Source organism: Nocardioides sp. CFH 31398 (assembly GCF_022436705.1).
Taxonomy (GTDB): domain Bacteria; phylum Actinomycetota; class Actinomycetes; order Propionibacteriales; family Nocardioidaceae; genus Nocardioides.
In genome coordinates this window covers 1-18,907 of record NZ_JAKUHT010000020.1, presented here as the reverse complement: position 1 = coordinate 18,907, position 18,907 = coordinate 1, and the positions used below count along the sequence as shown (strand labels likewise).

General features: G+C 75.4%; 20 protein-coding genes. 3 read left to right on the top strand and 17 right to left on the bottom strand.

The genetic code is table 11. The annotated features are described in order from the left end of the window. Positions 1-84 precede the first annotated feature (84 nt). The 6 genes from MJ876_RS15235 to MJ876_RS15210 form a co-directional block, all read right to left on the bottom strand. Positions 85-1,323, bottom strand: a complete 1,239-nt coding sequence (locus MJ876_RS15235) for an LCP family protein (protein WP_240237539.1) — start codon at positions 1,321-1,323, stop codon at positions 85-87. 59 nt (positions 1,324-1,382) lie between these two features. Next, on the bottom strand, positions 1,383-2,132 hold the full coding sequence (locus MJ876_RS15230; RefSeq protein ID WP_240237538.1) for a TIGR03943 family protein: 750 nt from the start codon (positions 2,130-2,132) through the stop codon (positions 1,383-1,385). A 2-nt stretch (positions 2,133-2,134) separates the two neighbouring features. After that, positions 2,135-3,103 (bottom strand): permease, encoded by a 969-nt coding sequence (locus MJ876_RS15225; protein ID WP_240237537.1) that lies wholly within the window; start codon positions 3,101-3,103, stop codon positions 2,135-2,137. 83 nt (positions 3,104-3,186) lie between these two features. Continuing rightward, on the bottom strand, positions 3,187-3,987 hold the full coding sequence (locus tag MJ876_RS15220) for a hypothetical protein (protein WP_240237535.1): 801 nt from the start codon (positions 3,985-3,987) through the stop codon (positions 3,187-3,189). After that, positions 3,975-5,381 (bottom strand): glutamine synthetase family protein, encoded by a 1,407-nt coding sequence (locus MJ876_RS15215; protein ID WP_240237533.1) that lies wholly within the window; start codon positions 5,379-5,381, stop codon positions 3,975-3,977. Before MJ876_RS15215 ends, MJ876_RS15220 begins: the two co-directional genes overlap by 13 nt. Before the next feature lie 9 nt (positions 5,382-5,390). Further along, positions 5,391-6,071 carry a YitT family protein gene (locus MJ876_RS15210; protein ID WP_240237531.1) on the bottom strand — a complete coding sequence of 227 codons (681 nt, stop codon included), beginning with the start codon at positions 6,069-6,071 and terminating at the stop codon, positions 5,391-5,393. A gap of 63 nt (positions 6,072-6,134) precedes the next feature. Here MJ876_RS15210 and MJ876_RS15205 point away from each other — a divergent pair, with 63 nt between their 5' ends. After that, positions 6,135-7,604: a PLP-dependent aminotransferase family protein gene (locus MJ876_RS15205; RefSeq protein WP_240237529.1), complete on the top strand. Its 1,470-nt coding sequence runs from the start codon at positions 6,135-6,137 to the stop codon at positions 7,602-7,604. Positions 7,605-7,684: 80 nt separating this feature from the next. Further along, the gene (locus tag MJ876_RS15200) at positions 7,685-8,257 is read left to right on the top strand and encodes a hypothetical protein (RefSeq protein ID WP_240237526.1); all 573 of its coding nucleotides are present in this window, start codon (positions 7,685-7,687) and stop codon (positions 8,255-8,257) included. A 30-nt stretch (positions 8,258-8,287) separates the two neighbouring features. On the opposite strand, the gene MJ876_RS15195 is transcribed toward MJ876_RS15200, so the two are convergent. The 6 genes from MJ876_RS15195 to MJ876_RS15170 form a co-directional block, all read right to left on the bottom strand. Beyond that, positions 8,288-8,464: a hypothetical protein gene (locus tag MJ876_RS15195; RefSeq protein ID WP_240237524.1), complete on the bottom strand. Its 177-nt coding sequence runs from the start codon at positions 8,462-8,464 to the stop codon at positions 8,288-8,290. 67 nt (positions 8,465-8,531) lie between these two features. Further along, entirely contained in the window at positions 8,532-9,815 is a 1,284-nt protein-coding gene (locus MJ876_RS15190) for an MFS transporter (protein WP_240237522.1), read from the bottom strand. Between the two features lie 10 nt (positions 9,816-9,825). Beyond that, positions 9,826-10,401 carry a copper resistance protein CopC gene (locus MJ876_RS15185; protein WP_240237520.1) on the bottom strand — a complete coding sequence of 192 codons (576 nt, stop codon included), beginning with the start codon at positions 10,399-10,401 and terminating at the stop codon, positions 9,826-9,828. Then, positions 10,386-10,976 (bottom strand): superoxide dismutase family protein, encoded by a 591-nt coding sequence (locus tag MJ876_RS15180; protein ID WP_240237518.1) that lies wholly within the window; start codon positions 10,974-10,976, stop codon positions 10,386-10,388. The genes MJ876_RS15185 and MJ876_RS15180 overlap by 16 nt, the downstream gene beginning before the upstream one ends. Further along, positions 10,973-12,463 (bottom strand): PepSY domain-containing protein, encoded by a 1,491-nt coding sequence (locus MJ876_RS15175; RefSeq protein ID WP_240237516.1) that lies wholly within the window; start codon positions 12,461-12,463, stop codon positions 10,973-10,975. Before MJ876_RS15175 ends, MJ876_RS15180 begins: the two co-directional genes overlap by 4 nt. A 92-nt stretch (positions 12,464-12,555) precedes the next feature. After that, on the bottom strand, positions 12,556-13,149 hold the full coding sequence (locus tag MJ876_RS15170; RefSeq protein WP_240237514.1) for a hypothetical protein: 594 nt from the start codon (positions 13,147-13,149) through the stop codon (positions 12,556-12,558). Between the two features lie 307 nt (positions 13,150-13,456). Between MJ876_RS15170 and MJ876_RS15165 the strand changes: the two genes are divergently transcribed. Beyond that, positions 13,457-14,410: a hypothetical protein gene (locus tag MJ876_RS15165; protein WP_240237512.1), complete on the top strand. Its 954-nt coding sequence runs from the start codon at positions 13,457-13,459 to the stop codon at positions 14,408-14,410. A gap of 155 nt (positions 14,411-14,565) precedes the next feature. Here MJ876_RS15165 and MJ876_RS15160 read toward each other — a convergent pair whose 3' ends face one another. From MJ876_RS15160 to MJ876_RS15140, 5 genes are all read right to left on the bottom strand, one after another. Beyond that, a complete protein-coding gene (locus MJ876_RS15160) occupies positions 14,566-15,219 on the bottom strand; it encodes a vitamin K epoxide reductase family protein (protein ID WP_240237510.1) in 654 nt (217 codons plus the stop codon). Positions 15,220-15,234: 15 nt separating this feature from the next. After that, positions 15,235-16,032 (bottom strand): thioredoxin domain-containing protein, encoded by a 798-nt coding sequence (locus MJ876_RS15155; RefSeq protein ID WP_240237508.1) that lies wholly within the window; start codon positions 16,030-16,032, stop codon positions 15,235-15,237. Then, positions 16,004-16,759, bottom strand: a complete 756-nt coding sequence (locus tag MJ876_RS15150; RefSeq protein ID WP_240237506.1) for a hypothetical protein — start codon at positions 16,757-16,759, stop codon at positions 16,004-16,006. Before MJ876_RS15150 ends, MJ876_RS15155 begins: the two co-directional genes overlap by 29 nt. A 64-nt stretch (positions 16,760-16,823) precedes the next feature. Further along, complete coding sequence (locus MJ876_RS15145) at positions 16,824-17,318, bottom strand: hypothetical protein (RefSeq protein ID WP_240237504.1); 495 nt, start codon at positions 17,316-17,318, stop codon at positions 16,824-16,826. A gap of 43 nt (positions 17,319-17,361) precedes the next feature. Beyond that, positions 17,362-18,907 (bottom strand): histidinol-phosphatase (locus MJ876_RS15140; protein WP_240237502.1); only part of this gene is annotated, 1,546 nt, incomplete at its 5' end.

The window sequence follows — 18,907 nt, the reverse complement described above, 5'->3', positions numbered from 1 at the left end:
CGCCGGAGGTCTCGACGCGCTCGCTCGCCAGGGCTCGCTCCCCGCTCGACCACCTCTCGTGCCGCTGGTCGGGCCACCGGGGCCTCAGCCGCAGAGGCCGAACTCCTCCGGCGACGGGCCGGTGTCGCCGCCTCCGTCGCCGCCACCACCGCCGCCGCCACCGCCACCCCCGTTGCCGCCGCCGTTGCCGCCGCCACCGGTGTCGCCCGAGCCGCCGGGCACCGGAGCCTCGGCGCTGATGGCGTCGTCGGCGTACTCCGCGCCGAGCGGCTGGTCGCGGCGGATCTCCCGCCACAACCCGTCGGCCGTGGGGCCCCACTGCAGCAGGTTGTCGTCGAGCGGGTAGGTCTCGATCGGCACCGTCGTGAACCGGATGTCCGACAGGCCGGTGCCGTCCAGCTGCAACCCGAGGCCGACGAGCTTGCGGGTGCTCGCGAGGCCCGGGTCGGTGGTCAGCGAGCTGGTCGCCGCGTCGAGGAACGAGAAGAGCCGGTCGGGCCGGGCGAGCACCCCGCGCGAGGAGACCTTGTTGACCAGCGACGCGACGAAGGCCTGCTGACGCTTCATCCGGCCGATGTCGGAGTTCGGCGAGAGCACGTAGCGCTCGCGCACGTAGTCGAGGGCCTGGTCGCGGTCGAGCGTCTGGGTGCCGGCGTCGAGGAAGATCTGCTTGTCCGGGTCGGAGACCTCGACCGGCACGCAGACCTCGACGCCGTCGACGGCGTCGACCATGTCGCCGAAGCCGTTGAAGTCCACGACGACGTAGTGGTCGACGAAGATCCCGGTGAGCTGCTCCACCGTCTGCTGGACGCAGCCCGCCCCGGCCACCGCGTACGCCGTGTTGAACAGCACCGCGCTCTCCCCGGGGACGTCGTTGCCGTCGTCGTCCACGCAGTCGGGCCGGTCGACCACGGCGTCGCGGGGCAGGCTGACGCCGTACACGTCCTCGCGGTCCTCCGAGATGTGCAGCAGGATCGTGGTGTCGGCGCGGGCCCCGCCGCCGGTGAGGCCGTCGATGTCGTTGCCCTGGCCGTCGCGGGCGTCCGAGCCGAGCACGAGGATGTTCAGCGGCCCGTCGGGCCCCTCGTAGCCGCGCTCGGGCCGGTTCGACAGCTGGTCGGTGACGTCGTTGGTGGTGATGTTGGAGTCCAGCTGCCGCAGCAGCAGGAACGCCCCGGTGCCGACGACCAGCGCGAGCACCAGCGTCGTGATGCCGACGGCCTTCAGCACCCGTCGTCGGCGCGACCGCGGGGTGCGCGGAGCCTCCGGGGCGGGTTCCCCGGGGGTGTCCCGGTCGTCCGCGCCCTCGTCCTGACCCGTCATGGGTGGTCCTCCGCTCCCTGGTAGCGAGAACCTACCGCCGGAGGTCTAGCGGGAAACCGTTATCCGTAGGTATTGCGGGGGGCCTCGACCGCCTCGACGTCGCTCGCGGCCATCGTGGACGTCGGCTCGCCGCCGTCCAGCGGGTCCCACTCGCCGGTCACGCGCACCCAGGAGTTCCGCTCCGGCGCCTCGGCGCCGGTGACCATGATCCGGTTCGCGGCGGCGTCCGCGGCGCAGCAGTTCATGTCCATCCGCGTGACGTACCAGTTGCCCTCGTCGTCGCCGCTGACGAAGCCGACCACGGACACCTCGCGACCCATCAGGGAGCGGGCCTCGTCGAACTGCACCCGCACCACGAAGTCGACCACGTCGATCTCCAGGGGTCCCTCGGACGGCGGGAGCGGAAGCTCCGCCCCCTCCGCGGCGGACGCCGGGAGCTCGTTCGCGGACCGCTCCGCGCTGTAGGCGCCGAGCGCCGGGGGGCTGATCGTGAACACGACCAGCACCGGGGCGAGCAGCAGCCAGGCGGAGCGGGACACGTGCCCCGCGTGCTCGTCGTCCTCGTGGCCCCCGCCGCCCTCGTGGGGCTCGTGGGGCTCGTGACCCCCGTGCTGCGGGTGGTCCGCGTCGGCCGCGGCGGGCTGCCGCAGGACGACGACCAGCGCGACGGCCACGAGCAGCACGCCGCTCGCCAGCAGCGGCCAGCGCATCCAGGCGTTGACGTAGCGCAGGTAGGCGTCGGTCAGCGTCAGCCGGACCAGGGTCGCCCCGACCAGGGTGAGCACGAGCGCCTGGGTCGTCCGGGTCATCGTCACAGCAGCCACCCCCCGACCAGGACGGCGCTGCCCGTGGCGACCACGACCACCAGCGGCACGAAGACCAGGGCGAAGCCCCGGCCGAAGGTGCCGGCCTGCATGGAGGCGAGCTTGATGTCCATCGCGGGGCCCACGACCATGAAGACGAGCTTCGCGGTGTCGGAGAACGCCGTCAGGCTCGCCGCCACGAAGGCGTCGGCCTCCGAGCACATGGCGACCACGAACGCGAAGAGCGCCATCGCGACGATCCCGGCGACCGCCTGCCCCGCGACCGAGTCGAGCACCTCCCGCGAGACGAACGTGTTGACGACGGCGGCGAGGGCCGCGCCGAGGACGAGGAACCCGGCCGCGTGCAGGAAGTCGTGCTGCACCGAGCCGAGGAAGCTCCCCCCGTGCTCGCCGCCGCCGCGGGGCAGCCGCATCGGGACGCGTCCCCCGCGCCACAGCCAGAGCCAGCCGATGAGGACGGCGGTCAGCAGCGAGGCGAGGAAGCGGGCGAGGACGAGGAGCGGCTGGTCGGGGAAGGCCACCGCCGTCGCCACGATCACGACGGGGTTCACGGCGGGTGCGGCCAGCATGAAGGTCAGCGCGACGGCCGGGACGACGCCCCGGCGGATCAGGCTGGCCGACACCGGCACCGACGCGCACTCGCACCCCGGCAGCGCTACCCCGGCGAGACCGGCGGCGGGGACGCCCAGCGCCGCCCGGTCGGGCACGACCCGCTCGAGCGCCCGGTCGGTCACGAGGTGGGAGATGACGGCCGCGAGCAGCACGCCGAAGACGAGGAACGGCACCGCCTGGACGACGATCGCGACGAACATCGTTGCCCAGGTCCCGAGGGCCTCGTCGTCGAGCGCCGGGACGAGCCACCGTTGCGACACGAGCGCCAGCAGCACCACACCGAGCACGAGCTCCGTCTGGCCGAGCCGCAGCCGGTCGCGCCGGGGTGCCTCGGTCGTGGTCACGCTCGCCTCCTCCAGTCACCGGGTCCGTCGGCTTGAGAACGAGTCTCGGCGCACAAGGTAACGCCGCCGGGGCGGGGAGGGCCTCAGACCCGCCAGGTCCGGAGGACCAGGCCGTGCTCGACGCACCGCTCGGCCAGCAGGGCGGCGTGCTCGGGGTCGGTGAGCAGGAGCAGGCCGCGACCCGGTCCGGCGCCCAGCGCGGCCGCGAGGTCGGCGGGATGGACCAGGTGGCAGCCCGGAGGCGCGCCCCGCGCGGTCAGCTCGGCGTAGGAGTCGGCCACGGCGACGGCGCCCGTCTCGCGGTCCAGGCCCCAGAGGACGACGAAGTGGCCGACGTCCCAGCCGGTGCCGGTCAGCGGGCCGGTGGTGACGTTGGCGACGACGCCGACCGGGTAGGGCACGGCGGCGAGGGTGCCGAGCAGCCCGGTGACGATGCCGACCGGCCAGGCGCCCGCGTCGTCGCGACGGACCGGCACCACCCCCACGGCACCCCGGGTGGCACGGACGATGCCGGTCGCGAGGCCGGCGGCGTCCGTGCCGGCGTCCTGCGCGTCGACGGCGACCGGCAGGTCGCCCCCCTGCTCGTCGGTCCGCCAGGGCTGCTGCGGCACGCCGGGGGGCCGGGACGCCGGGTCGTCGTCGCCCCACAGGTGGGTCCCCGCCGCGAGGGCCAGGGTCCGCAGGTCCGGGACCTGCTCCGCGGGCAGCACCGCGTGGAGGGCGGCGCGGGCCGCGAAGGGGCCGCAGAGCTGGTCGGGCTGCGGCAGGCCGGCGGCCTGCACCGCGAGGACCTCCTCGGACCCCGTGCAGCGCTCGAGGCGCTCCCAGACCGAGTCGTCGGGGGCGCCGTCGGCGTCGTCCCGGACGCCGGTCAGTACTGCCACCTCAGGGACGCGACCACGTCGTCGACCTGCCGGGGCGCGGCCCAGGCGGCGTCGGCGTCGCGGCAGGCCACGAAGGCGCCCAGCAGGTCGTCGCCGAGCACGTCGCGGACGAGCGCGCTGCCCAGGAGGTCCTCGCGGGCCTGCTGCGCCGTGCTGGCGAGCGGGGCGATCCCCGCGGCCTCCCGCTGCTCGGCGGTCCAGGTGCCGACGTCCTCGCCGATGGGGTCGGGCGGGGTCGCGCCGGCCTCGACCCCGGCGAGGCCGGCGGCGAGCACGACCGCGAGGGAGAGGTAGGGGTTGGCGGAGGCGTCGCTGGCCTTGAGCTCCACGTTGGTGGCGCCCGGTCCGAGCAGCGCGCTGGCGGGCACGAGCCGCAGCGCCGCCTCGCGGTTCTCGATGCCCCAGAACCCGTAGGCGCTGGCCCAGAACCCGGGACGGCGGCGCAGCAGCGAGCCGGTGCTGGGTGCCGTGACCGCGGTGACGCCCGGCAGCTCGTCCAGCAGTCCGGCGACGTAGCCCAGCCCGACCTCCGACAGGCCGTGCGGGCCGTCGCCGGTCAGCGCGTTGCTGCCGTCGGCGGCCGTGAGCGAGGTGTGCAGGTGCCAGCCGTTGCCGGCCCCCGCCATCAGCGTGACCGGCGCGAAGCTCAGGCGCAGGCCGTGCTGCCGGGCGGCGGCGTGGGCGGTCTGGCGGGCGAGGACCTGCGCGTCGGCGGCCCCGACCCCGGGCAGCGGCGCGAGCGCCATCTCGACCTGCGAGCCGCCGTACTCGGCGTGGAGCTGACCGACCCGGACGCCGTCGTGGGCGAGGTCGGCGAGCAGGGTGCGGCAGAACTCGCCGACGTCGCGTATCGCGTTCGCCGAGTACGCCGGGCCGCGGTGCGCGGGACGCACCTCGCCGTCGGGGTCCAGCGGGTCGTCCTCGTGGGAGACGACCATCTCCATCTCGAAGCCCGCCACCAGCCCGAAGCCCGCGTCGGCGGCGCGGTCCAGCTGCCGCTCGAGGACGGCGCGCTGGTCGTAGGCCCACGGCTCGCCGTCGCCGGTGAGCTGGCGGCCCGCGACGAACGCGAAGCCGGGCTGCCCGGCCATCGCGGTGACGCCCAGCGGGCCGTCGACCACGGGGACCAGACGGACGTCGCCCGACGGCGTCGCCAGGCCCTCGTGGGCGAAGGTGATGCCGTCGTGGGAGTCGAACACCGCGAAGGCGGTGGTGTTGCCGACGCCGCGGCGGGTGGCGGCGGGCAGCTCCGCGGTCGGCACGGTGCGGGTGCGGACGATGCCGTTGTTGTCGACCCACCCGATGGTCACGCCGACCACGTCGCGGGAGGCGAGCTTGCGCGTGAGCTCCTCGGCGTCCACGGCCAGGTCGGGGTGCACACCGGAGGCGGTCATGCGGCGACGCTACCGGACCTCGCACCCCGCGCGGGCGGCCTCGTGGTCGACGTCCAGGGACACCGTGGCCCACGGCAGGAGCCACTGGGTGAGCGGGCCGATGGCGAGGGCGTAGAGCACCGTGCCGAGCCCGACGACCCCGCCGAGGACGAACCCGACGGCGACGACGGACACCTCGAGCCCGGTGCGGACGAGGCCCACCGGCAGCCCGGTGCGGCGGTGCAGGCCGGTCATCAGGCCGTCCCGCGGCCCGGGCCCGAACCGGGCGCCGATGTAGAGGGCGGTCGCGACGGCGTTGAGCAGCACCCCGCCCACGAGCAGCAGCACGCGCAGGGTCGTGCCGTCCGGTGCCGGCAGGAGGAACAGCGTCAGGTCGGCCGCCGGACCGATGACCACCGTGTTCGCGACGGTGCCCAGGCCGGGGACCTCCCGCAGCGGCACCCAGGCCAGCAGCACGAGCAGGCTGACGGCGACGACCGCGGTGCCGATCGACATCGGGAGGTGCCGCGCGAGCCCCTGGTGCAGCACGTCCCAGGAGGCGTTGCCGAGGGTCGCGCGGATGACCATGGCCAGGCTGGCGCCGTACAGGACGAGGCCGACGCCGAGCTGGCCGAGGCGGCGTCCGAGCCGTCCGGCCCGGAGCTGCTGCACCGGCCCGAGCCGGGCGGGGGCGACACGCGGGGAGGTCATGTCGTCCAGGGTGGCCTCCCCCGTGGGTGGCGGTGAAGGGCCAATCGTGGTGAAGTGGCCTGCATGGCCCGCACCGTCCACGCCGCCCGCCTGGCGTCCCTGCTCGGCGACTTCGGCCGGGACCCGGCGTACGCCGGACTGGCCGACGGCGTCCGGGCGCTCGTCGACGAGGGACGGGTCCCGACCGGGACCCGCCTGCCGAGCGAGCGCGACCTCGTCGCCGCCCTGGGCGTCAGCCGCACCACCGTCGCCCGCGCGTACGCCGCGCTGCGCGACAGCGGGTACCTCGTGTCGCGCCAGGGGTCCGGCAGCGTCGCGCAGCTCCCGCCGGGCCGCGGGCACCGCGGCGACCACCTGCTGTCGCCCGGGGTGGACCCCGACGGGCCCGAGGGGACCGGCACCGGCGACGTCGTCGACCTGACCTGCGCCGCCCCCGCGCCCCCGCCCGAGGTGCACGAGGCGTACCGCCGTGGGGTGGAGGCCCTGCCCGCCCACCTGGGCGGCACCGGCTACTACCCCTCGGGCATGGCGGTGCTCCGTCAGGCGGTGGCCGAGGGCTACGCGCGGCGCGGGCTGCCGACCGACCCCGGACAGGTCGTCGTGGTCGCCGGCGCCCAGGCCGGGGTGGCGCTCACGGCCCGCTCGCTCCTGGGGCCCGGGGACCGGGTCGTCGTCGAGAGCCCGACCTACCCCAACGCCATCGCCACCCTCGCCCGCGCGGGCGGGCGGGTGCTGGGCAGCGACGTCCTGGACGACGGCAGCGACACCGACGGGCTCGCGACCACGCTGCGCCAGGTGCTGCCGCGCGTGGCCTACCTGATCCCCGACTTCCACAACCCCACCGGTGTGCTGCGCGACGACGCGGCCCGCGAGCGGGTGGCGGCGACCCTGCGCCGCACGGGCACCACGGCCATCGTCGACGAGTCCATGGTCGCGCTGCCGCTGGAGGGCCAGGCGATGCCGCTGCCGTTCGCGGCGCACGCGCCCGACACGATCAGCGTGGGCAGCATCAGCAAGCCCTACTGGGGCGGCCTGCGGGTGGGCTGGCTGCGGCTGCCCGAGAGCCGTCTCGCCGGCGTCCTCGCGGAGCGCCTCGCCCTCGACCTCGGCGCACCGGTGCTGGAGCAGCTCGTCTCCGCCGACCTGCTCGCCGCCGGCGACGGCCTGCTGGGGGCCCGGCGCGAGGGCCTGCGCGCGGCCCGCGACGCCGCGCTGGCGGCGATCGCGACGCACCTGCCCGACTGGACCCTCACGCCGCCGGGCGGCGGCCTCTGCCTGTGGTGCCGGCTGCCCGCCCCGCTGTCGACCGCGCTCACCGTGCGCGCCCGCGAGCACGGCGTCCTGCTGGCCCCCGGGCCGGCCTTCGCCCCGGAGGGTGGCCTCGACCGCTACGTCCGCCTGCCCTTCACCCAGACCCCCGCGGTGATGACGGACGCCGTCGAGCGCCTCGCCACCGCCTGGGCCGAGACCCTCGCCGACCCCGCGCCCGGCGCCGGCGTCGGCCGCGCGCCGTCCCCGGTGCTGGTGGCCTGACGCGGCCGAGGCGACCCACGGCCCCGTCGTACCCGTCGGTAACGGGGCGCGGGGCTGGCGTGCGCCACTACGGTGGGGCGATGTCGTTGGTCATCCCCGGTCCGCAGGCGGTCGTGTCGTTCGCGGAGCGGGTGAGGAACGCGGTGTTCGAGGTCCTCGACGCGGTCCCCCGGCTGACCCGGCTGCTGGACGCCGTCGAGCTGATGCTGCGCGACGTCAGCGCCTTGCTGGAGCGCATCGAGGCCACCCGGGTGGCGGCGGACGGGGTGGTGGCGCGGGTCGACGAGACCCGCCGCAACGCGGACCTGCTGCTCGGGGGGACCGGCCCGACCCTGGAGCGGCTGCAGGAGCTGCTCGACGTCTTCCAGCCGTCGCTCGACAAGCTGCAGCCGGTGATCGAGCGGCTGGCCGACACCACGTCCCCCGAGGAGGTCACGGCCCTGGTGACGCTGGTCGACCGGCTGCCGGTGCTGGTGAAGGAGCTCGACGAGCAGGTGATCCCGATGCTGAACAGCATGGGGACGGTCGCCCCCGACATCCACGACCTGCTCGGCGTGAGCAAGGAGCTGAACGAGATGCTCGCCCGCCTGCCCGGCATGAAGCGGGTCAAGAAGCGGGTGGACGACGAGCAGGCCCTCCGCGGGATCCAGTGACCCCGCGGAGGACCCGCCCCGCGACAGCGCTCAGCGGCGACGCTTGCGCATGAGCCCGCCGAGGACGCTCTTCGCCCCGCGGGCGATCTCGGCGTCGGGGCTGGCGGTGCCGCCGACGGGACGGCGGGTGCCCGCCGTCGGTGCGGGCCTGCCGGCGGCCGGTCGACGAGCCGCTCCGGTGACCCGTCCGAGGATGTTGCGCAACATGGTGACCCTCCCTCTCCCGCACACGGTGTGCAGGTGGTGACGATCCCGGTCTCCACCCTGCGGATTTCTATACGGAGGACGCCGGCGGGCGCGGCGTCACCCGGTAGCGGACGAAGGCGGGCACCAGCAGGGCCGCGGCCACCGTGCCCACGATGACGAGCAGCCCCCCGCCGGCCGCGGCGACCGCCGTGCCCACCACCGCCGCGCTCGCGCCGTGCGCGACGTCCGCCACCCGGGGTCCGCCGGCGACGACCACGATGAACACCCCCTGCAGGCGACCGCGGACGGCGTCGTCCGCGGCGGTCAGCAGCATCGTGTTGCGGAAGACCGAGGAGACCATGTCGGCGGCGCCGCCGACCACCAGGGCCGCGACGGCGAAGGGCAGCATCGGCAGCGCGGACCCTCCGGCGAGGCCGACGGACAGCCCGAACGCCGCCATCGCCGCCCCCCACACGCAGATCGCGACCACCACCGCGAGGCCCTGGCGCGCCACCCGCGAGACCCACCCCGAGAAGACCCCGCCCAGGACCGCGCCGGCGGGGATGGCCGCGAACAGCAGCGCGAACGCGAGGCCGCCCTCCCCCGGCCCGCCGAACGAGGTGTCGGCGATCTCGGGGAACAGCGCGCGGGGCATCCCGAAGACCATGGCGATGATGTCGACGACGAAGCTCATCAGCAGCACCGGCTGGGTCCGCAGGTAGGCGAAGCCCTCGACGACCGACCGGATCCCCGGCACCGAGGTGGCGCCCGTCGGCGGCAGCGCCGGCAGGGAGACCACGGCCGCCAGGGTCGCGAGGAGGGTGAGGGTGTCGACCAGGTAGAGCCACGAGAACCCGAGCAGCGGGATCAGCGCCCCACCGACCAGCGGGCCGGCGATCGCCCCGCCCTGCATGACCGTGGTGTTCAGCGAGCTCGCGGCCGGGATCAGGTGGTCGGGCAGCAGCTTGGGGATGATCGCGCTGCGCGCCGGCTGGTTGACCGCGAAGAACGCCTGCTGCAGCGAGAAGAGCCCGAGCAGCAGCCACACCTGCTCGAGGCCCAGGACCGCCTGGAGCCAGAACAGCGCCGAGGTGGCGATCAGCCCGGTGGTGGTGATCACGAGCAGGGTGCGGCGGTCCATCCAGTCCGCGAGCGCGCCGCCCCACAGCCCGAACACCACGAGCGGGACGAGGCCGAACACGCCGGTCAGCCCGACGTACGCCGAGGAGCCGGTCATCGCGTAGATCTGCGCGGGCACCGCGACGACGGTCAGCTGGGCGCCGACGACCGTGACGATGTTCGCGACCCACAGCCGGCGGAAGGCCGGCACCGACAGCGGCCGGGTGTCGGCGAGGACGGAGCGCAGCGGCACTGATCCGACGCTACGCCGGGGTGTCGCCCTCCCCGGCACCCGGGCGGCGGTCGCTGCGGACCCGCCAGACGAAGGCCCCCACCGCGGCGGCCAGGAGGACCGCGCCGCCGCCCGCGAGGACGGGGGTCGGGATGCCGCCGGCGTCGGCCGCCTCGGGGGCGGCCAGGTCGGCGCCCTCGCAGGCGGCCCCGTCGGCGGGCTCGCCGCCGTCGGAGACCTCGAAGGCGTAGCGGCTCTGGACGAGGTGGCCGTCGACGGACATCACCCGCCAGTCGAGGGTGTGCTCGCCGGGCTCCAGCGCGTCGGTGGCGACGCAGACGCCCATCCCGTCGTCGACGACGGACACCGCGCCGACCGCGACGGCGTCGCCGTCCGGGCCCTCGAGGGTCACCTGGTTCGCCTCGTCGTCGTCCTCGACGCCCTCGCCGAACAGCAGGTGGACCGTGGTGCTCCCGGTGGCGACGTCGTCCCCGGGGCCGGGCGAGGCGTCCTCGAGGTCGGAGTGCGCGGACGCCGGGGCCGCGACGGCGAGGGTCAGCACCCCCGCCGCCGCGAACCCGGCGGCCGACCTCAGAAGTCCGCGCACACGAGGCGGTTGTCGGGCAGGTCGGTCGGGTGGACGACGATCGACCTCGCGCCGTCCCCGACCTCCTGGTCGTTGGTGGCCGTCGCCGTGGCGACGCCCTCGTCGTCGGCCTCGAGCGCGAGGTGGACCTCGTTCGGCGGGGTCTCCGCGCCGCCCTCCTCGAACTGGAAGTGCGGGCCGCCCTCGTCGGTGCCGCACGGCTCGGCGTGCAGGTGGGCCATGTACGTCGACCCGGCCTCCAGGCCGTCGAGCTCGACGCTGACGGTGGTGCCGCCCTGCTCGCCGCCCTGGGCGAGCCAGGCCTGCCCGGTGACGCCCTCGGAGCCGGGCGGGGCGGAGTCGAGGACCTGGAAGTCGCCCTCGACGGCGTCGGGCAGGTCGTACGCCGGCGTGGCGTCCGGGTCGTTGACGGAGCTCATGTCCATCGAGCCCATGTCGGACGAGTCCGTCGAGCTCTCGCCCGCGGGGTTGTCGTCGGGGTTGAGGTCGCTGGCGTTCTCCTCCTGCCCGCACCCGGCGAGCAGCAGGGTCGCGGTCAGCAGTCCGGCCACAGCGGTCGCGGCACGGCGGGTCATCGGCTCTCCTCGAGGGTCTGGACGGGGGCGTCCTCCACGGTAGCCGGGCGGGCGGAGCGCAGCCCGAGCACGACGTCCAGCAGGAGGAACGCGAGCAGGCTGACCCCGAGCAGCGGGACGAACCACCCGACCGCGACGGCGACCACGGCGACGCCGACCAGCGCCGCCGGCGAGGCCGCGCGCCAGGCGCCGCGGCGCGGTGCGCGACCCATCGACCGGCCCGCGGCGCGGGTGGGTCGGCGCTGCCACCACAGGCGGTAGCCGGTCACCGTCATGGCCACGATCGCCGCCGCCAGGAGCAGGAGCGCCACCTGGCTGACGAGGCCGAACAGCACCCCCATGTGGAGGTCGATGCCCCAGCTCGCGAGCTTGGCCATGAGCGGCCAGTCGGCGAAGCGGACGACGTCGGTGACCGCGCCGTCGGCGGGGTCGACCGCCACCACGTCGGAGCGGGTGGGCCACACGTCGTCGATCTCGGAGACGACGTACGTGCCGGCCGCCCCGACCGGCTGGGTGACCTGGAGCGGGCCGGACAACCCCGCGCCCGCGGCGGCCTCGACCGCCCCGTCGAACCCGACCCCCGGGCCGTCCGCGAGCGTCTCCGGCTCCGCGGCGGCGTCGTGGCCGCCGTGCCCGGAGTGGTCGGCGCCGCCGCCGTCGCCGTCGGCGGCGAGGTCGCTGGTGACGGCCGGGGTGCCCCAGCCGAGGCCGAGGCGCAGGTCGGTGACGTTCGCGCCGGCGTACGTCGACCAGGTCAGGCCGGTCACGGACAGCATGAGCATGCCGAGCAGCGCCCAGGTGCCGAGGGAGCCGTGCCAGGACAGGGTCCGGCGGCGGGCGGAGCGGGTCTCGGAGCGACGCAGCGGGGTGAGGCGGCGGGTGCGGCGGGGGCCGGTCCACCACAGCAGCAGCCCGGCGAGCGCCACCACACCGAGCCAGGACGCGGCCAGCTCGCTGTAGAGCCGGCCGGGCTCGCCGAGGTGGAGGTTGCGGTGCAGCTCGCTCAGCCAGGTGCGGACCGGCAGCGACCCCGACCCGCCGTACGAGGTCAGGCGGCCGGTGACGTCGCCGGAGGCGGGGTCGACGAACACGGCGAGCGTGCGGGAGGCGTCGGTGCGGCCGTCGTCGAACATCACGCGGGTGGTCTCGCCGACGCCGCCCTCGTCGGGAGCGGCGGGTCGGACCGAGACGAGCGGCAGGTCGTCGCCCACCTCGGCGCGGGCGGCGGCCACCTGCTGCTCGATCGGCAGCGCGGGGCCGGAGGACGTGGCGGTCAGCTCGTCGGCGTGCACGACGCGCTCGAGCGGGGTGGCGACGGCGTACAGGCCGCCGGTGACGGCGGCGACGAGCACGAACGGCGCCACGAGCAGGGCGGCGTAGAAGTGCAGGCGCAGCAGCAGCGGGCGCAGGGTGGAGGCCCGCCGGGTCGGGGGCCTCCCGGTGGTGGGGTCCTCGGAGCTCGTGCTCTGGGGGGTGGACAGGGCCATGCGGGGTTCCTTCCGGGAGCGCGGGCCCGCCGGTGGGCGGAGCGCGCGCGGACGACGGCCGGCGGCCGGTCGTCAGGAGGGACGTCGGCCGCTCAGGCGCAGAGGGGGGCGGTGGTCGCGGCGGGGCCGCGCCGCACCGGTGGACCCCGGGGCCCGACGACCTCGGGGGCGTCCACCGAGGTCGGGACGGCGCACGCGGGCTCCGTGACGCCCGGCAGCCTGCCGACGACGGGCAGGGCGACGGGCTGCGCCGGGAGGTGCGGGAGCAGGCGCAGCAGGCCCGCGCGGACGATCGCCCACCACGAGGCCTCGAGGCCGCCCGCGACCGTCGCCACCAGCACCGCCACGACGACGTGGGCGAGGACCATCGACGCCTCCCCGCCCACCGGGGTGGCCATCGACCCGCCGTGCATGGCGTGCCCACCGGCCGGCGCAGGACCGAACGCGTGGTGGAAGACGAGCTGGGCGGCCCCGGCCAGGCCGAGGAGCGCCACCGGTCCGAGACGGCGGGCGGACGCCAGCCCCGCCCCCGCGAGCGCGGCGGCGGTGACGAGCAGCAGCGCGGTCGCGGTGGGCGGCGTCCCCCCGGCGAGCACGTGCGCCGCCGCGCCCCCGGGCCCGCACAGCAGGCCCGCGCTCAGGGCGCGCTCGACCCGCAGCGGTGCGGAGGCGTGGCCCGGGCTCACCCGCGCGATCGTAGGCGCCGCCCCCGCCCCGCGCGAGGCCCGCCTCGTCGCCCGCCGCGCGCTCCGGCCCTGCCGGGGTCGCAGGGGCACCGCCTGCCTCAGGTTTCACCAGCCGGCTGGCGAAACCCCGACCTGGCTGACGAAGCTCCGGGGGCCAGGTCGGCACGTCACGGGTCGGCTGGTGAAACCCCCGAGCACCAACGTCGCCGGGCCCGGAACCGTCCACAACCGCGGGCCGGTGTCGCCCCTGCACAGCCGCGGCGACGGAGCCTGCGGGGACCGTCCGTGCCGCTGCAGGGTCCTCGTCATGGGCATCCTCGAACACCTGCTGGCCGAGCGTGGGTTCTTCTCGCGCGCCGAGGCGCTGGACGCCGGCACGTCCGACGCCACGCTGACGGCGGGCGTCCGTGCCCGGGTGTGGGTGCGGTTCTGCCACGGCTACTACACGGACGCAGCCCGCTGGAGCGCGCTGGGCGCGGAAGGTCGGCACCTCCTGCGGGCTGACGCCGCACTCCACCAGCTCCGGGACGCCGTCGCGCTCAGCCACGTCACCGGATCGCTGAACCACGGGCTCGGGGTCTGGGGTCTCGACCTCAGCAGCGCCCATGTCACCCGCCTCGACGGTGCGACCGGCCGCCGCAACAACCACCTCGTGCACCACCGCGGCGCGGTCGGACCCGAGGAGGTCACCGTCGTGCGCGGCCGGCCGGTGCTGTCGCCGGTGCGGTGCGCCGTCGAGACCGCCACGTTGGGCTCCGGTGAGAGCGGGCTGGTGGTCCTGGACTCCCTGCTCCACCAGGGGTTGTGCTCGCCGGCCGACCTGCGCGCCGAGATCGCCGCCAAGCGGCACTGGCCGGACACGCTCCCTCTGCAGCTGCTCGCGCGGATGGCGAGCCCCGGCGGGGAGTCCGTCGGCGAGTCCCGCCTGCGTTGGCTCCTCAAGTGCGCGGGACTCCCGGACCCCGTCCTGCAGTACGAGGTCCGCGCCGGTGACACGCTGATCGGGCGGTGCGACATGGCCTGGCCCGAGCTCGGCGTCATCCTGGAGTTCGACGGGCGCTTCAAGTACCAGCGCCACGTCGCACCCGGACTGACGCCGGGCGACGTCGTCTTCGCCGAGAAGCAGCGGGAGGACCGGATCCGCGAGCTCACCGGCTTCCTCGTCGTCCGCGTCGTCTGGTCCGACCTCGACCGTCCGAACCTGCTCGTCCAGCGCATCCGCGAGGCGTTCGCCCGTCAGGCCCTTCTCCGCGCCGGCTGAGCGGCCGGGACAAGCCCCCGTCGGGCGGGCGTGGCGCACGATGGCGTGCCTGGCCCCCCGAAGTTCCGGGGGCCAGGTCGGGGTTTCACCAGCCGGCTGGTGAAACCCCCACGCCCCCAGGCCCGCCACGACCCAGCCACACCACGGAGAACGCCTCAGAGCAGCGTGCGCCAGTAGTCCCAGAACTGGACGAGCGCGACGGTGACGAAGGCGGCGTACCAGACCATGACGAGGAGGTAGCGCCAGAACCAGGCGGTCTCCCCGAGGCGGCCGAGGGTGCCGTCGCGGCCGGCGGCCCAGGAGGACGTCGTCCACACGAACAGCGGGATGACGGCGGCCCACACGACCATGCACCAGGGGCAGAGGGCGCCGATGCGGAAGGCGGACTGGAACGCCAGCCAGTGGATGAACACCAGGCCGAGGCCGGTCCCGACCACGAGCCCGCCGTGGACCCAGCGGGGCAGGGCGACGGCGAACGACAGCACCCCGATCGTGACCAGCGCCGAGAAGGACACGACGCCGATGAGGGGGTTGGGGAAGCCGAGGAGCTCGGCCTGCCACGTGTCCATCACCGAGCCGCACGACAGGATCGGGTTCAGGTCGCAGGAGAGCGGGGCGGAGGGGTCCTCCAGCAGCCGGTACTTCTCCACCGCGAGGGTGAACGCCCCCGCGAGGCCGACGAGGCCGAGGACGACGAGCGCGACCGACAGGCCGCGCGGCCAGCCGAGGCGTGCGCCCTCGTCGAGGACGTCGGGCCCGTCGGCCCCGTCGGTCCCGTCGCGGGCCTGGTCGTGCACGGTCGCGCTCATCGGCTCCCCCGGCCCTCAGCCCTGCGCCAGGGCCGCGTCGATCGCGGCGGTCGCCGCGGCCGGGCTGGCGTCGGGGACGCGCTCGCCGTCCACGAAGATCGTGGGGGTGGCGCTGTAGTCGCCGGCGGCCTGGTCGTCGACCGCGTCGGCCCAGTCGAGCCAGCGGCCCTCGTCGATGCACTCGGTCACGTCGGCCTCGTCGGCGCCCGCGGCGGTGGCGAGCCCGATCAGTTGGGTGTCGGACAGCCCGTCCTCGCCCTCCGGCGGCTGGCCGGCGTACACGGACGCCTTGAAGTCGTTCCACACCTGCGGGTCCTCCTGCTCCAGCACGCACCCGGAGGCCGCGATGGAGCGGCGGGAGAACTCGTTCGGCGAGGTGCGGTCGATCGCGGAGACCAACCGGTAGCGCAGCCGGACCTGGTCCTGCTCGACGTACGTCGAGAGCGCCTGCGCGGTGGCCGACTCGAAGTTGGCGCAGGCGGGGCACCCGAAGTCGGAGATGACCTCGACCTCCACGGGTGCGTCGTCGGAGCCGGTCACGATCGCGCCCTCGTCGTCGGTGCCCGGAGGACCCTCCGCGGTGATGTCGGACGACGACTCACGCAGCGTGAAGAAGGCGACCAGGCCGCCGACGAGGACGAGGATGCCGACGGCGGTGCCGACCTGCACCAGCACGCGGCGGCGCCGACGGGCGCGCTCGCGCTCCGCCTTCTGCTCGGCGAGGCGCTGGCGCTCGGCCTGCCGCGCCTCGCGGCGGGCGGCCTGCTGCTCCTTGCTCCGCTGCTTACCGCGACCCGGCTTCTGCTTCGCCATGCCGCGATCCTAGAAGGGCACCCGAGGGGGCCCTGAGGGTCGTCGGCGGCGCGGGGGCCGCAACCACGACGGGCGGCGGCGCGAGGAGGTCGTCGAGGCGGTGCGCGGCCTCGATGCCGACCTCCAGCAGGTCGCGCAGGCGCGCGTCGGCGGCGTTCGAGGCGTGGGCGACCGTGCCGTCGACCGCGCAGGAGACCATGGACGGCGCCGCGTGGCGGGTGAACGCCTTGTGCGTGATCCGCCGGTCGACGCTGAAGGCCCGGGCCCACGACTCGGCGCGGGGGACCCCGGCGAGGATCTCGCGCAGGTCCTCGATCCCCGGGACCGGCTCCGACAGGGTCGCCGCGAGCTGCTCGCAGCGGATCAGCCCGGTGGCGACCGCGCGCTGCATGACCTCGGGGATCTCGCGGAGCGTGTGGCCGGCCACGGCCACCACGAACCCGACGGCCCAGCGGACCTCGGTCTCGCTCCCGCCGCGCAACCCGCCGCCGACGCCCACCACCGACGGGATCATCGGCGCCAGGGCGGAGCGTTCGGCGTCCGAGGTGTGGTCGTTGACCATCCGCGCCAGCTGCGCGAGCAACGGGTGCGTGCACGCCGGGTGGTCGGACCACTTCTCCCCGGCCAGGTAGGACGCCATCTCCATGAAGCAGGCGCCCTTGCGCGGGGAGCGGTGCCGGCCGCGGGACAGGACCGGGACACCGTCGAACGTGAGCTCACGACTCATGCGATCACCTCTCGGCCAGTCTGTGCCCCAGATCACCTCCCGACAAGCACCCATTTCGGGGATGTCAGTGGTCGACGCAGCAGCGGATCTGCTCGCGGACCTCGAACGGGCGGGGCCCGGCCGGCCCGGCCTGCACGAGCAGCTCGCACCGGCCCGCCCGCCAGGTGGGGCGGACGAAGTCGCCGAGGTCGAGCTCGGTCTCGTCGGTGACCGGCGTGCCCGCGAGACCGACCACGGCCTCGACCTCGCTGCGCGCCACCACCTGCGCCGCCGTGGGCCGGCCCGTGACGGCGTCGGAGCCGCGGAAGACCACCAGCCGGCCGGACGTGCGCGCCGCGTGGGCCCGGGCCACGTCCGGGGCGTCGACCACGACCGCCTCCGGCACCCGGCCCAGGTGCCGGCCGACGTCGGCGTCCGTGGCCAGCAGGACCCTCCGCCCAGCCTCCGTCGCCACCACGTGGGTGGCGACGGTGGCGGGCACGCCGTCGGTCAGGACGAGCGCGGCGTGGTCGGCGGAGGCGAGGTCGGCCCACCCGCCGTCCAGCACCAGGACCGTCATGCGGGTCGCACCGGCCCGGTCACCGAGCCGGTCACCGGCCCGGTCACCGGGTCGGGACCACGAACACCGGGTTCGTGTAGAACCACAGGTCCGTCCACGGGTCGGCGTCGCCCGCCGGGTCCAGACGCGGGCCCTCGGCGTCGACGTCGGCGCCGAGGTAGCCCACCTGGGAGACGTTGCCGTCGGTGCCGCGCAGACGCACGTAGAACGGGTCCTCCACGCGGCCCAGGTCACGGGTCAGCTCGAACCGCTGGCGGCGGCCCGAAGTGTCCCACCGCTGGACGACGCGGGTGTCGGGGGCGGTGAACAGGTCGCGGTCCGCGCGCGCCGGACGCGGGTCGACCGCACCGCGGACCAGGTCGACCCGGTTGAGGCTCGGCGTGAACTGGGCCCAGTTCGGGCGCTGCGCGGGGGTGATCCGGACGACGACCTCGACCGGCGTCCCCCGCTTCACCTGCAGGGTGCCGCCGAGGGTGACGCCCTGCCCGCGGCGACCCTTCGGCCGCACGAGGACCTCGACCTGCTCGACGAGCTGGCCGTGGTCGACCCACACCTGGCCCGCGCGGATGCCCTGCATCACCGCGGCGTACCCGCGCTTCGCGGCGCCCACGTGGGTGCGGGAGTAGAACCCGGGCCAGAAGTCGCCGGCGGACAGGTTGACCTGCCCGGCGTACACGGGGTCGCCGTACCGGCCGTCGCGGTTGAACTGCTCGGTGCTCGAGCCGTCGGGGCGCCGCGAGGTGTCGCTCCAGTTCACGTGGGAGTCGGAGTTGGCGCTGATGGTCCAGGGCTTGCCCTCGGACAGCAGGCTGTCCCACAGCCCCCCGACGGTGGCGGTCATCCAGTCGAAGCCGCCCCAGGTGCGGTACGACTCCGCCGGGTAGTCGGGGAAGGAGTTCGGGTTCGGGCTGTTGCCGTAGTAGCCGCGGTTGGACGCCGGACCGTAGCCCTCGGGCAGGCCGGCGGCCTGGTGGCCGGGGGCGCCCTCGAAGCCGACGGCGACGCGCGGGTCGGCGTCGCGCCAGGCGCGGATCTCGTGCGGCGAGTCGATGCCGTTGCGCGCCGGGTGGTTGGCCAGGAACAGCGCCTCCTGGACGCGCTTGCGGTCCATCTGCTGACCGAGCCACTGGACGCCGGCCACCGCCAGCCGCTCGTTGGCGGGGCTGGACGACGAGGCGTTGTTGACGCTGCCGTCGTAGTCGTTCTCGAACTGCTTGAGGACGGCGACCTCGTTGCGGCCCGGCGTGACGAACACGGTGCCGTGCTCGGCCGAGGGGATGTTCCACTCGAGCCCCTGGAAGATCAGGGTGCCGGGCAGCTTCGCTCGGGCGTCGCGGATGTCCGGGTTGACGAGGTCGACGCCGATCCGGGCGTGGGTCGCGCCGCCGTGGTCGGTGATCACCAGCCAGTCGAGGCCGTACGCCGCGCCGTGCTGCGCCTGGTCGAGGACCGTGTACCGAGCGTCGGAGCTGTACTGCGTGTGGATGTGGTGGTCGCCCGCCAGCCAGCCCGCGGCGCCGGGCCTCTGCGGCGGCGCGTCGGCCGGCCGCCCGCCCCCGGGCTCGGCCATCGCCGGGGTCACCCCGAGC